Annotated in this window: 8 protein-coding genes and 1 pseudogene; 1 reads left to right on the top strand and 8 read right to left on the bottom strand. The window is 64.2% G+C overall.

Annotated features, from left to right (window positions below):
* Nucleotides 1-253 precede the first annotated feature (253 nt).
* On the top strand, nucleotides 254-532 hold the full coding sequence (locus AB7G19_RS14355) for a hypothetical protein (RefSeq protein ID WP_354126690.1): 279 nt from the start codon (nucleotides 254-256) through the stop codon (nucleotides 530-532).
* Nucleotides 533-667: 135 nt separating this feature from the next.
* Here AB7G19_RS14355 and AB7G19_RS14350 read toward each other — a convergent pair whose 3' ends face one another.
* The 8 genes and pseudogenes from AB7G19_RS14350 to AB7G19_RS14315 form a co-directional block, all read right to left on the bottom strand.
* The gene (locus tag AB7G19_RS14350; protein ID WP_028153044.1) at nucleotides 668-1114 is read right to left on the bottom strand and encodes a c-type cytochrome; all 447 of its coding nucleotides are present in this window, start codon (nucleotides 1112-1114) and stop codon (nucleotides 668-670) included.
* Nucleotides 1115-1245: 131 nt separating this feature from the next.
* Nucleotides 1246-3555 carry a xanthine dehydrogenase family protein molybdopterin-binding subunit gene (locus AB7G19_RS14345; protein ID WP_354126691.1) on the bottom strand — a complete coding sequence of 770 codons (2310 nt, stop codon included), beginning with the start codon at nucleotides 3553-3555 and terminating at the stop codon, nucleotides 1246-1248.
* Between the two features lie 283 nt (nucleotides 3556-3838).
* Nucleotides 3839-4114: a DUF1127 domain-containing protein gene (locus AB7G19_RS14340; protein WP_441267888.1), complete on the bottom strand. Its 276-nt coding sequence runs from the start codon at nucleotides 4112-4114 to the stop codon at nucleotides 3839-3841.
* 430 nt (nucleotides 4115-4544) lie between these two features.
* Nucleotides 4545-5461, bottom strand: a pseudogene (locus AB7G19_RS14335) (NADP-dependent oxidoreductase).
* A gap of 446 nt (nucleotides 5462-5907) precedes the next feature.
* A complete protein-coding gene (locus AB7G19_RS14330; RefSeq protein ID WP_354130484.1) occupies nucleotides 5908-6894 on the bottom strand; it encodes an alpha/beta hydrolase in 987 nt (328 codons plus the stop codon).
* Between the two features lie 146 nt (nucleotides 6895-7040).
* Complete coding sequence (locus tag AB7G19_RS14325; protein WP_441267887.1) at nucleotides 7041-9848, bottom strand: helix-turn-helix transcriptional regulator; 2808 nt, start codon at nucleotides 9846-9848, stop codon at nucleotides 7041-7043.
* Between the two features lie 157 nt (nucleotides 9849-10005).
* The gene (murJ, locus tag AB7G19_RS14320; protein ID WP_354130487.1) at nucleotides 10006-11532 is read right to left on the bottom strand and encodes a murein biosynthesis integral membrane protein MurJ; all 1527 of its coding nucleotides are present in this window, start codon (nucleotides 11530-11532) and stop codon (nucleotides 10006-10008) included.
* Nucleotides 11533-11802: 270 nt separating this feature from the next.
* Nucleotides 11803-12954: a DegT/DnrJ/EryC1/StrS family aminotransferase gene (locus AB7G19_RS14315; protein WP_441268826.1), complete on the bottom strand. Its 1152-nt coding sequence runs from the start codon at nucleotides 12952-12954 to the stop codon at nucleotides 11803-11805.
* Between the last annotated feature and the right edge of the window lie 40 nt (nucleotides 12955-12994).

Here is a 12994-nt window from a genome sequence, read left to right as displayed (position 1 = left end):
TTGAAGATAAGCTCATACGTGGCGCCCCGACAGCGATCAGCCAGGCCTCGCCAACAAATTTTGCCTTTGGTGTGGTTCGACGAATCGATGCCTCGGTAACCGAGGCACCTCAACGCAATGGTCCGAACCTCCCCCGCCGCCGCCCTACCTTTGACGGGCCGCCCGCAAACATCCCCGATTCCGACCATCCATTTTCGTGTTGCCGCCACAAACAGCACTCACGAAGGCGTGACCCGCGTATGGGGAGAAAAAAGTGCGCGCAAGAAGACCATGGAAAGTCGTGGGGGCCAAACATCACCACTCAAGTGTCGAGCAGCTTCAGCTCGATCTGGCGGCGATCAACCGGTGCATACACGTGCTGGAAAAGGCTGACGTCAATCCTCAGGACATTGAGGTACTGACCGTTCATGCGCTGACGCTCGCCGAACAGATCGATGAGGCACGCTGGTTGAACCCAGCGAAGGCTTTGGGGTGGTTACTCGAAAAAGAGACCCGCAAGCCTGCCGCTCGAAAAGCCTCGGGAGCCGGCTGAGCAATTGCACTCGCCTTCGATCCGCCCAGATGCGCGTCCGACCGAAAACGCGTACGAGTCAACCGAGGCGCCCGCGCACAACGCAAAAAGGGCGGATGCCGTGCGCATCCGCCCTCACTTTTTGCCGGCTCCGCGTCAGCTGTTCTTCACACGAAAGGTCTCGTGACAGCCGCCACATTCCTTGCCGACCGCGGGAAAAGTCGCCTTGAGCGAATCGAGGTCCTTGATCTTGCCCTTGGCCTCGCCGACGACCTTGGCGAAGCTTGCGATCTTGGCGTCGAAGCCGGCCTTGTCCTCCCAGATCTTCGGCGAGGCGCTGTAGTCGCCCTCGGGCTTCTGGCCCTTTGCGCTCGCCGGGAACAAGTTCGGCAGCTTCTTGGCCGTATCCGCGAACTGCGCCAGCGCGCTGTCCACCGTGGCCTGGTCGTAAGGCTTCTCGCCCTTGACGATCGCCGCAACCGCGCCGGCGTTCTTGCCGTTGCCCTTCATGAGGGTCTGGACCTCCTTGACGGAGTCCTGCTGCGCCCAAACCGCGCCCATGCCGAGCAGCAGCGCGCCCCCAACAACCAACACTCGCTTCATTCGCAAAATCCCTTTCCCTGAGACAGGATCGTGCTGACCCCACATTGGGCCAACACCGATTGGCAGAGTTCATTCCATCCAAAGCGCGGCGATAGATCGTCGCACTATGGATTATTTGGTCGAGCTCGAGATTAAAGGCTGTGACGGCGGTGGTGCTCGTTGACGGCGATCCACACCCGCTCCGGGGTGGCCGGCATGTCGATGTGGTCGATCTTGTATTCGCGCCAGAGCCCGTCGACGATGGCGTTGACGACGGCCGGACAGGAGCCGATCGCGCCGGCCTCGCCCGCCCCCTTCACGCCCAGCGGATTGGTCGTGCAGGGAACGTTGCTGGTCTCGAATACGAAGTCCGGACCATCAGCCGCGCGCGGCAGCGCGTAGTCCATGAAGGTCGCGGTGATCAGTTGTCCGTCAGTGGCGCCGTAGACCACCTGCTCCATCAGCGCCTGGCCGATGCCCTGCATGGCGCCGCCATGCACCTGGCCCGCCAAAAGCAGCGGATTGAGCGTCTTGCCGAAGTCGTCGACGATCACGTAGTTGACGATCTTGATGATGCCGGTGGCCGGATCGATCTCGACTTCCGCCAGATGCGTGCCGTTCGGATAGGTGCCGTCGGCGCTGGCAAAGGTCGCGCTGCCGTTAAGCTTCGATGGATCGGCGCTCCCGCGCTTGGCGAGATCGGCGAACGACATCGAACGGTCGGTGCCGGCGATCCGCACGACGCCTTCGGAGAGCTCGAGGTCGCCGGCACTGGCTTCCAGCGCCTGCGCCGCGATCTCCTTCAGCTTTTGCCCGAGCTCGCGCGTGGCGCGCTCGACGCTGACGCCGCCTGACGGGATCGAGGCCGAGCCACCGGTGCCGAGCCCCGTGGCGATCTCGTCGGTGTCGCCCTGGCGCACGTGCACGCGCTCCGGCGGCAGGCCGAACTGCTCGGCGACGATCTGCGCATAAGCCGTCTGGTGGCCCTGCCCGCTCGACTGTGTGCCGATCAGGACGGTGACGTCGCCGTTGGGATCGAGCCGCACATTGGCGGTCTCCTCGCCCATCACGCCGCAGATCTCGACATAGCTCGCAAGGCCAATGCCGCGGATCAGACCATTCTTCTTGGCCGCCTTGGCGCGCTTGGGAAACTCCTTCCACTCGCCGATCTCCATCGCGCGCTTCAGATGCGCGGCGAAGTCGCCGGAGTCATAGACCTTGCCCGTGGCCGTCTTGTAGGGCAGCGCCTTCGGCGGAATGAAATTCTTGCGGCGGATGGCGTCCGGCGTCATGTCGAGTTTTCGCGCACAGGCGTCCACGAGGCGTTCGATGACGTAAGCGGCCTCGGGGCGGCCCGCGCCGCGATAGGCATCGACCGGCACGCTGTTGGTGAAGATGGTGCGCACCCGGCAGTGGAAGGCCTGGATGTCATAGAGGCCCGGCAGCATGCCGGCGCCGCCATGCGGAATGTAGGGGCCGAAGGTCGACAGATACGCGCCCATGTCGCCCATCAAGTCGCAATCCATCGCGAGGAATTTGCCGTCCTCGGCCAGCGCCATCTTGGCGGTGGTGACATTGTCGCGGCCCTGCGCGTCGCCCATGAAGTGCTCGGTGCGGTCGGCCGCCCATTTCACTGCTTTCTTGAGCTGCCGCGCGGCGACCGCCATCAAGGCGTATTCGCGGTACGGAAACAGCTTCGTGCCGAACCCACCGCCGACGTCGGGGCAGATCACCCGCATCTTCTCGGTCGGGATATTGAGCACGTTCTGGCAGAGGATGTCGCGCAGGCGATGGCTGCCCTGGCTGCCGACGGTCAGCGTCAGATGATCGCGCTTGGCGTCGTATTCGCAAACCGCCGCGCGCGCCTCCATGAAGCTCGCGACCACGCGCGGATTGACGATGGAGATCTCGGCCACCGCATGCGCTTTGGCAAAGGCAGCCTCGGTCGCAGCCTTGTCGCCGATCGAGACGTCGAACAGCACGTTGCCGGCCTTGTCCGGCCAGACCTGCGGCGCGCCCTTCTTGACCGCGTTGACGACGCCGGTCACGGCCGGCAGCGGGCTCCATTTGACCTCGATCGCCTCGATCGCGTCGCGGGCCTGGTCGACGGTCTCGGCGACCACGAAGGCGATGGAATCGCCGACATGGCGCACCTCATCCTTGGCGAGGATCGGGTAAGGCGGGCCGGTGAACGGATCGGTCTCGAGATTGAACAGGCAGGGCAGATTGCCGAGATCCTTCACATCATCGGCGGTCAGGATCAGGGCAACGCCCGGCAGCGTGCGGGCCCGGCTCGCATCGATGGTGTATTTGGCATGCGCGTGCGGCGAGCGCAGCATCAGGCAGCGAAGCGCGGCCTGCGGCGCATAATCGTCGGTATAGCGCCCCTTGCCGCGGATGAGCGCGTCATCCTCCTTGCGCAGCACGCTTTGGCCAACGCCGAACTTGATGGGAGCCGCCATTTTCTTATCCCGTCCTCATGGTTGTTTTGCGGGCATATTGCCGTGGAAAAAGTGGCAAGGCAAACGGCTTTAGGCGGGCATCGTCCGCGAAGACTCGCCCGGCGCCTCGCCTGTCAGAGCGGGATGCGACGAAAACGCCGCAGCCCGGTCATTTCCCTGTGAGGAACGGTCCGGTTGATGGCACGATAGTTGCCGAACTCGTCCCGCGGTGCACTCCTAAGAAGTAGTCGTGCTGACTGCCGCTTGTTCGCAAAGCGTATCTCCGCTTCCGACGGTTGATCACCTATATCACGCCCCGCCTCCATAGATCCGTGGCGCGATCTCTCAGCCTATCGATAGCGCGTTCAGGCGTGATGTAGTCGATCTCGGCACGCGTCAAGCCGATATCCATCAGCTCCCTGTCACTCAGGTCCTGCAATGCGACCTGCGGGCGCGGCCGCCGCTCCTGAAACGCAAGCCAGTATCGCTTGATCAGTCTCAAGACGATGGAGAGGTCGAGGCGAAGCCTCGCGGCATCGCGCTCAATCTCGGATGCGCTGTTCGTCTGTTGGGGTGGCATCGGATGCTCCTGCTGTTGTGCCGGCAGGGAGCGTGGCCAAACAAAAGGCCCCGTCCGATGCCGGCGGGGCCTGGTGGAAAAGATGTCGTCGTCGAATTCCTAGCGCGCGACTCCTTCCACGGCCCAGCCGAAGCGGGTCATGTGGTTGCGGTTGAAGTGGCGCGACGATTTGATCATGCGGCGCCAATACCACGGCAATCGTGCAAAATCAAGGGATGTGCGGAGGTCGGTTGCACCTTGGAGGCGAGGCCCTCGCTCCGACGAATTCGCTCATTCGACGCGACGGTTCATGTCCCCTACGCGAGGGGCATTCCAAAGCGGACGTTTGCGACCGCTCTGAGAGCGCGGCCATTGACCCGCTGGGACATTCTCAACAGCCGGCCGACCTGAACAAGCCGGCCGGCTGCGCGCATCGACGGACGTGCGTCGCTCAGGGACGAACGCGGATAATCGTATTTCCCTTACGTCGCTCGGTCGAATTTAAGGCGGCGACAGCATCGTCGAGGGTCGAGACGTTGCCGATGTTGGTCCGCAGTCGTCCGTCCCGCACCCGCTGGACGATCTCACTCAGTTGGGCACGATCAGCCTCGACGACGAAGTCGATCGCCAGCCCGTTGGAAGGCTGCGCCTCCGCCGGCCCGACGATGGACACCAGTGTTCCCCCGGCTCGAATGAGTCCTGTCGATCGCTTCTGGATGTCACCACCGATGACATCGAACACCAGATCGACTTCGCCGATGTCCTCCAGTGCGTCGTTGTCGAGGTCGACGAACTCCTTCGCGCCGAGGTCGAGCACTGTCTGACGATCGGCGGCACGTCCGGAGCCGATGACGTAAGCTCCGGCCGCTCGTGCGAGTTGCGTCACCATAGACCCGACTGCGCCTGCAGCCCCGTGTGCCAGCACGCTCTGCCCCGCCTGTAGGCGACCGTGCTGGAACAGCCTTGCCACGCGGTGAGGCCCGAGATCGGCAGGCTCGCGCCCACGGTAAAGTCGACGTCGCCCGGCAGCGGCGCAAGGTTGCGCGCCTCGATTGCCACGTACTCGGCCAGCGTGCCGTCGCGATACCAGTCCGCGAGGCCGAACACCCGTTGTCCCACCGACAGCCCCGTCGTTCCATATCCAAGGGCAGAGACCACTCCGGCCAGCTCGTGCCCAGGGATCGATGGCGTTCGGTTGCGATCAAGGCGATCGGCCCAGCTCGAGGGCCACGCAAGCTCAGTCGGGATAAATCTCGACGCATGAACCTGGACGACGACATCGTTTATCGCTGCCTGCGGCTCGGGCCGGTGCACCAGCTTCATACCGGCCGTTCCTGCGGCTTGCTCCGTTACAACGATCGCCTTCATGAGATTTTCTCCTTGGTCATTTGTCTCTTCGGTGGAAATGTGAGGGAGCGCGCACGCGCCGGCTTTCCACAAAATGCCAGGCAGTGTGGAACTCCTGTCTCCGTGTCGGCGATTGAGTTGTCTGCACCGATCGGAACTCCCGCCAAGCCCGATGGATCGGGCTCGCTCCGATCCACGGTCGTAGCGAGTAGATGCGTTGCGCCTGGCTATAAAAAAGTACCAAGATTGACGATTCTGGCTGTACCAACCGATGCCGTGATGTCGGCCTTGAGACTGTGAGCCGACGAGAATCGCAAAACTGGGCTTGGCAAGTTGCTGCAGACACCAACCGACTGGACTTATTCAGTCAGCGGGGCATTGCGCGAGAACGTCGCAATCATAAGTTCGGGATCAATCAAAACGTAGCAAGCGGCGACGGTGTCGCCGCCTGCTCTTCCAAGGCTGGATCAAGGCGCGAGATGTGCCTTGATCTCAGCCGACATCTGTCGAATCGCGGCCTTGGGCTCGGGGTCGCTCTGGATGCCGTTCAGCAGGACGAAGTCGTGGATCATCCCGTTGTAGCGGGTCGCGATCACGGACACTCCGGCCTCCTTGAGCTTGCGCGCGTAAGCCTCGCCTTCGTCGCGCAGCGGATCGTTCTCTGCGGTGATGACAAGAGCCGGGGGAAGCCCCTTCAATTGCCGCAGGCTGGCGCGCAGCGGCGAGACGTAGGGGTTGTTGCGCGTCGCTGCGTCCGGCGCGTACAGATCCCAGCCGTATTTCATGAAGGCACGGCCGAGAAATCGTCCCGTGCCATATTCGTGGTAGGATGCGGTGTCGACGCTGGCGTCGGTCGCCGGGATCATCATGACCTGATAGCTGATCTTGGGACCGCTGCGGTCTTTGGCCATCAGCGACAACGCCGCGGTCATGTTGCCGCCAACCGAATTGCCGGCCACCGCGATCCGGCTACCGTCCGCGCCGAACTCTTCGGCGTGGCTCGCTACCCACTTCAGCACGGCATAGGACTGATCGAGCTGCGTGGGGAAGCGCGCCTTCGGCAGGGACGTGTACTCAACGAAAACACCGATCTGGCCGGAGCCGACCACCAGGTCGCGCAACAGACGCTGATGGTTCTGGAAATTCCCGACGATCCAGACACCGCCGTGAATGAACAGCAGCACGCCGGGCTTTCCGGTCACGTGCTCGGGCTTCATGATGTAGATTTTCACGGACTGACCGTCCTGGGTGATGGTCTGCTCAGTCGTGTTCACCGCCGACATGTCGACTGGCGTCTTGTTCTGAAGCTCCGTCAGGATGTCCTGCGGCTTGGGCTGGGGCAGCTCCCAGAACGGGCTCGGATCCTTGTTGATCTCGCGCAGGAAGGCGCGAACCTGGGGATCGATCCGGGGGTCGGTCCCGGCGTCTGGGGCCGCATCGGCGGCTTGGGTCATGAGGATTGCTCCGAGGCTGAGGATTGCGAGTGAAGAGAACAGTTTCATGGTCAACTTTTGCTTGGGGGTAGACGCACTCGCACAGCTAGCCCGCGCGGATGGGCTGCCGCTTCTGTCAAATGACCAGTCCGATGACGGGACGGCGATCAGTCCGCGGGGCGGCTGATGCTTGCGAGAACTGGGCGTAGCCCGGACCGCGAGGTGATTCCGGCCTTCGAAAAGATCCGGTGCAGGTGGTACCCGACGGTTCTGTGGGACAGATACAGTCTGGCGCCGATCTCCTTGTTCGAGAGACCTTCGGCGGCGAGTTGCGCGATGTGAAGCTCCTGCGGGGTCAGCGTGTCCCACACCTGTTCGGTTCGCCGGCGGCTGGTTTCGCCCGACGCTCGCAGTTCCTCGCGGGCCCGATCGCTCCAGGGCGAAGCGCCGAGCGCATCGAACATGTCGCGTGCCTCGCGCAACGGAGCCCTCGCATTGGCGGATCTGCGCTGGCGGCGCAGCCATCCGCCATAGGCCAGGAGAAAACGGGCTCGCAGGAACGGCCATTTCTTCGCGACCGGCCCAGGACCTTGCAGTCCAAGACCTTGCAGGAAGAACGGCTCGGCGTCTTCCGGCGCAGCGAGGAACGCCTTGCCATATTGCAGCATCGTCCCGACCCACGGCACCGGCGTCGGAGCCGAGGCGCGCTCGATCTCATCGAGCACGCGGCTCGCCTCGTCCGCATTGCCGGACGACACGGCGGCCTCCACGAAATCCGCGAGGCCAAAGAACTGAAGGCCGAAATTGAAAGCGGGATCGGCCGGCGTGAACAGGCGTCGCAGATGCTCAAAGGCCTCCCAATGACGGCCCGCGCCGATTGCGGATACGCCTCGTGCGATCTGCAACATGGCCAGCAGGAAACTCGCGCCGATGGACAGGGCCAGGGCTTCCGCCTGCGCCGCATACGCTTCGGATTGCTCCAGATTGCCTTGCATTCCTGCGAGCCTGGCTTTCAGGATCGTGGCTGCGGCAATCCACGGAAGCCCGCCGGTCTCTTCGGCGAGCCGGGCGGATTCCTCGGCCTCCCTCATGGCGCCCCGCCAGTCACCGACTTCCATTTCCGCCCACCCTTGGGCGAAAAGCACCCGGGCGAGATCGCTGAGCCGTCCCTGCATGCGCAGCACGGCACTGGACTCGGCGAGAAAGTTCACGCCGATGTCGAAGGTCCCGATGACATTGGCGGTGCTGCCGAGGATGCTCGCAACGGTGGGGTCGCTGTGCGCCGTTCCCGCAAGCCCCTGAAGCTTGAGGTACAAGTCCGCCCCCCGCCGCAGCGGCTCGACGTAAGCGGATATCGCGATCAGGCGGGGGTCCCCGTCAGGCAATTCCAGCCGCGCAGCCGCATCGTGAACCCTTGCGCAGAGTTCATCGCTTGCGCTGCTCCACCAGCAGCGTTGCGCGGCTCGCCAAAGAAGATTGGCGGCCAGATCGATCGCGCCGGCGGCGTGGGCTTTCGCGGCGAACCCGATCAATGCGAGAATCTTCGCGGGATCGTTGACCGCCGGGGACTGGCTGATCTCACGGCACCAGGCGATCCGGACCAGCGCCAACTGGTTCGTCTCGTCGATGTCGGCCTGCCGCAGCAGGCGCTCCATGAGCTCCGGCTGCCCCAGATCGGCGGCGAGTTCGGCTGCTCGCAACAGCCGGTCGCCTCTCGCCTTCGCCGTGCTGCTCAGCCGTGCCGCGCTTTCCAGAACCTCGATCGCCATCGCCACGGCGCCGCGCCGCAACGCGCGCGCCGCCATCAGGTCGTATTCGCTGGCGAGCTCGTCGTCAGGTCCGATCGTTGCTGCGGCACGATGCCACAATTGGCGGTCGAGCTGATCGTGAATCGCGGCAGCAAGCGCGGCGTGGATCCTTTGGCGGGTCGCCGGGTCGGCGGTCTGGTGCATGGCGGAGCGAACGAGCGGATGCCGAAACCTCACCTCCGTCCCGTTGATCTCGATGAGCTTCGCGGCGACCGCGGGCGCCATGGCATCGATACCCACGCGCTCGCCCAACACGGCTTCGGCGGCGGAAAGGATTTCGTGGAGCGATGTCCCGTCGTTCTCCGCCGTCACGAACAACAGCAATTGCGCGATGTGCGGGAGGTCGGACAAGCGACTGGAGAAGGCGCGCTCGAGCCGGTCGGTCAGCGGAAGCCACGGCGCATCTCCAGCGGCTCGTTCTCCGCGGGGTAGCTCCACAAGGGCCAGCGGATTGCCCGAGGCCTCCCGAAGGAAGCGGCTGCGCAGCTCCGCCGGAAGGCCCGGCGCGTTGGCGTCCAGCAAATGCTCGGCGTCGGCTTGATCGAGCCCTGAAAGGCGCAGCCTCAGGGTGGAGGCGTCGCCAAGCGAACTCTTGAAGTCGTCGCGCATGGCGACCACGAGAACGATCGGGTCCGAGCTCAGTCTGCGCGAGACGAAGGCCAGCACCTCAAAGGTCGCCTGATCCAGCCATTGGGCATCGTCGGCAACAAGCAGCAGAGGCTCGCGCGTCGCCCTTTCGCTCAGAAGAGACAGCGTCGCGAGCGCAACCAGGAAGATATCGGGCGGCCCCGCGTCGTCATGCATGCCAAAAGCGGCCAGCAAGGCCGATCGCTGGCGAGGGACAAGGCCCTCGGCCCCTTTCTTCAGCGGACGCAAGGCCTGTTCAAGTGCTGCAAACGGCAAATGGACTTCGGCGAGGACGCCGGTCATGCTCAAGACGGAGAAGCCGCGTTCACCGGCCCTGTGCCTGGCAACATCGAGGAGCGCAGATTTTCCGATGCCGGGCTCACCGCTGATAACAAGCGTGGATCCACCTTGGTCGATCCGTTCGATCAGGTGATCGATCAGCGCAATGTCCTGCGCGCGACCCTGCAAACTGGGGGACGCAAGGGTAGCACCAACCCGCCCTTTCCGCGGCGAGGTCGCCTTTTTCGCCCGTCTGGTCATCGCATAACCGCCGTTGGTGAGACCGCACCCTTTCGAACTGGACCGAGGTTAAACGTTACCATGTACCGGGAACCAGAGGAGAGCCATATACGTGATGGCTGCTTCCGGCGTGTCTCGCCTGCTGCAGCAGGCTTTGGCCCGTCGGATTGATACAGGCCTAGCCACGCACCAGCGAGACCAGCCAGCTGCGGCCGAACAGGACGAGGATCGCGAGCGCGTAGACGATGGTGCCTCCGACGGCCAGCAGCACCAGCATCAGCTCATCGCGGAAGTGCATCGAGCCCAGCATAGAACCGCTGAAGCGCGCGATCAGCCAGAACGTGGCGGCGAGGATCAGTCCGGTCAGCAGGAATTTGGCGAGCGACAACAGCCAGGCGCGGTCCAGCACGAGAAAGCCGCGCCGCACGGCGAAGAACAGCACCAGCAGCAGATTGGTCCAGACACCGACGGCGGTTGCGAGCGCCAGGCCGATCTGGGCGAGCGATCCCATCAAGGCCACCTTCAGGGCGACGTTGACCGCGATTCCGGTCAGCGAGGCGCGCACTGGCGTGGCGGTGTCCTTGCGGGCATAGAAGGTCGCGACTGCGCTGCGGATCAGCACGAAGGGGATCAGGCCGATGGCATAGGCCGCGAGCGTGGCGCCGGCGGCGGCGGCATCGGCCTTCGAGAACGCGCCACGGGCGAACAGCGCACGCATGATCGCGTCGGGCACGGTGATGAAGGCCGCCACGAACGGCACCGAGAAAAGCAGCGTGAAATCGAAGGCGCGGCGCTGCGCCTTCATCGCACCGTCATGATCGTTGGCGGTGATCCGCCGCGACATCTCCGGCAGCAGAACCGTGCCGATCGCGATGCCGATCACGCCGATCGGTAGCTGGTTGAGGCGGTCGGCATAATAGAGCGCCGACAGCGCGCCTGCGGGCAGGAAGGTCGCGATGATGGTGTCGGCGAACAGCGCGACCTGTGTGCCCATCGAGCCCAGCGTCGCAGGTCCCAGTGCCTTGAAGAAGCCGCGGACGTCTTCGTCGAGCTTGAGCGGCGCAAAGCGCGGCAGGCCGCCATGGCGCGCGAGATCGCCCGCGAGCAGGAAATATTGCAGGAAGCCCGAGATCAGGACGCCCCAGGCGGCAGCGTGGCCCGCACTGGGAAACCATGCGGCGAGCGCCAGCGTCATCATCATGGAGATGTTGAGGAAGATCGATGCCGCCGCGGCACTGGCAAAGCGCTGCATCACGTTGAGCATGCCGCCGTAGAGCGTCACAAGCGTGATCAGCAGCAGATAGGGAAAGGTGATCCGGGTCAGCTCGATCGCGAGCTTGCGCTGCTCGGCGTCCTCGGAAAAGCCCGGCGCCAGAATGCTCATGGCCTGCGGCATGAACAGCCAGGCGACGATCAGCAGCACCACCTGCGAGGCCAGCAGCAGCGTGAAGATGCGGTCGGCGAACAGTTTTGCCGCCCCCTCCCCGCGCTCGCCATGGACATGCGCATAGGCGGGCACCCAGACGGCGTTGAAGGCGCCCTCGGCGAAGATCGCGCGGAAATGATTGGGCAGCCGCAGCGCCACGAAAAAGGCGTCGGCCACGGGGCCGGCGCCCAGGATCGCCGCGAGCATGATGTCGCGGGCAAATCCCGTCAGCCGCGAGAGCAGCGTGTAACCACCAACCGTGAAGATGCGTCCGAGCATGCGTCTGTTTTAGAGACTTATCAGCCCAACGATAAGGCTTTGAAGTTTGACGTGATCAAAAAAGACGGGCGCTCGGCTTGCGATGTGCATTGCTGTGCCCTCTCCCCTTGTGGGAGAGGGCAGCGCCGCAGGTAGATACAAACTCAATCGGGTGAGGGGTCTCTCTCCCAGCTTTCCGTGCGGAGAGAGACCCCTCACCCGTCTCGCCGCTATCGCGGCGAGCCACCCTCTCCCACAGGGGGAGAGGGAAAGAAGGGCAAAACAGCGAAATCAGCCCGCGATCGCGCCGCGCACGGCGGCGATGATTCGCTCCTGGTCGGCTTCCGTCAGGTAGGCGTGCATCGGCAGGCTGATGACGTCCTGCGACAGGCTCTCGCAGCCCGGCAGGCCGCCGTCCGCGACCGGATACTGCTTGTAGGCGGTCTGCTGGTGCATCGACTTGCCGTAATAGATCGCGGTCGACACGCCCTGGGCCTTCAGCGCGGCAGCAAAGCCGTCGCGGTCGGTGCCCTCAGGAAGACGGATGGTGTACTGCGCCCAGACCGAGGTATTGCCCGGCGCAAGCCGCGGCACAGTGACAACATTGGACAGGCCACGCGCGTAACGCTCCGCAACCTTGTTGCGGGCGGCGATCTCGTCGTCAAAAATCTTCAGCTTCTCGATCAGGATCGCGGCCTGCATGGTGTCGAGCCGGCCGGTCAGGCCGAGGCGGACGTTGTCGTATTTGTCCACGCCCTGCCCGTGCACGCGGATGCTGCGCAGCGTCGCGGCGAGCTCGTCGTCATCGGTGAAGATCGCGCCGCCGTCGCCGAAGCAGCCCAGCGGTTTGGCCGGGAAGAAACTGGTCGCGGTGGCGAGCCCGAAGGTGCCGAGCTTGCGGCCCTTGTAGCTCGCACCAAACCCTTGGGCGGCGTCGTCGAGCACGAACAGGCCTTCGGCCCTGGCGATCTCGGCGATGGCATCGTGATCGGCGGGCTGGCCGAACAAATCGACCGGAATCACCGCGACCGGCTTCAGGCCGGCCTTGCGCGCGGTCGCGATGCCGCGCTTCAGCGACTCCGGGCTCATGTTGAAGGTGGCTTCATCGACATCGACGTAAACCGGCGTCGCGCCGGTCCGCGCCACCGGCGACGCGGTTGCGATGAAGGTGAAGGACGGGCACAGCACGGCATCGCCGGGGCCGACATTCTTCGCCATCATGACCATCAGGATCGCATCGGTGCCGCTGGCGCAGCCGATCACGTGCTTGGCGCCGCTATAGGCCGCAAGCTGCTTCTCGAGCTCGGCGACTTCAGGACCATTGACGAACTGGCAATGGTCGAGGACGCGCTTGACGGCGGCATCGAGCGAGGCGCCGAGCCGGCGGCGCTGCGAGGCGACGTCGACGAAGGGAATGGGTTCGGAACGCAGATGCTGGTTCATGGCGCCTTGCGGGTTTTGAGCGGTCGACATGGAGAAGAGA

Origin of the sequence: Bradyrhizobium sp. 215_C5_N1_1 (assembly GCF_052075935.1) — a bacterium.
GTDB classification, from domain to species: Bacteria; Pseudomonadota; Alphaproteobacteria; order Rhizobiales; family Xanthobacteraceae; genus Bradyrhizobium; species Bradyrhizobium barranii.
The sequence above is the reverse complement of the archived record's forward strand: the minus strand, read 5'-3'. Positions and strand labels throughout refer to the sequence as shown.

What these genes read in the sequence shown, in the direction of transcription:
- AB7G19_RS14330 (WP_354130484.1), bottom strand. Translation starts at nt 6,894, where the DNA reads ATGACCCAAGCCGCCGATGCGGCCCCAGACGCCGGGACCGACCCCCGG.
- AB7G19_RS14315 (WP_441268826.1), bottom strand. Translation starts at nt 12,954, where the DNA reads ATGAACCAGCATCTGCGTTCCGAACCCATTCCCTTCGTCGACGTCGCC.
- AB7G19_RS14350 (WP_028153044.1), bottom strand. Translation starts at nt 1,114, where the DNA reads ATGAAGCGAGTGTTGGTTGTTGGGGGCGCGCTGCTGCTCGGCATGGGC.
- AB7G19_RS14340 (WP_441267888.1), bottom strand. Translation starts at nt 4,114, where the DNA reads ATGCCACCCCAACAGACGAACAGCGCATCCGAGATTGAGCGCGATGCC.
- AB7G19_RS14325 (WP_441267887.1), bottom strand. Translation starts at nt 9,848, where the DNA reads ATGACCAGACGGGCGAAAAAGGCGACCTCGCCGCGGAAAGGGCGGGTT.
- murJ (WP_354130487.1), bottom strand. Translation starts at nt 11,532, where the DNA reads ATGCTCGGACGCATCTTCACGGTTGGTGGTTACACGCTGCTCTCGCGG.
- AB7G19_RS14345 (WP_354126691.1), bottom strand. Translation starts at nt 3,555, where the DNA reads ATGGCGGCTCCCATCAAGTTCGGCGTTGGCCAAAGCGTGCTGCGCAAG.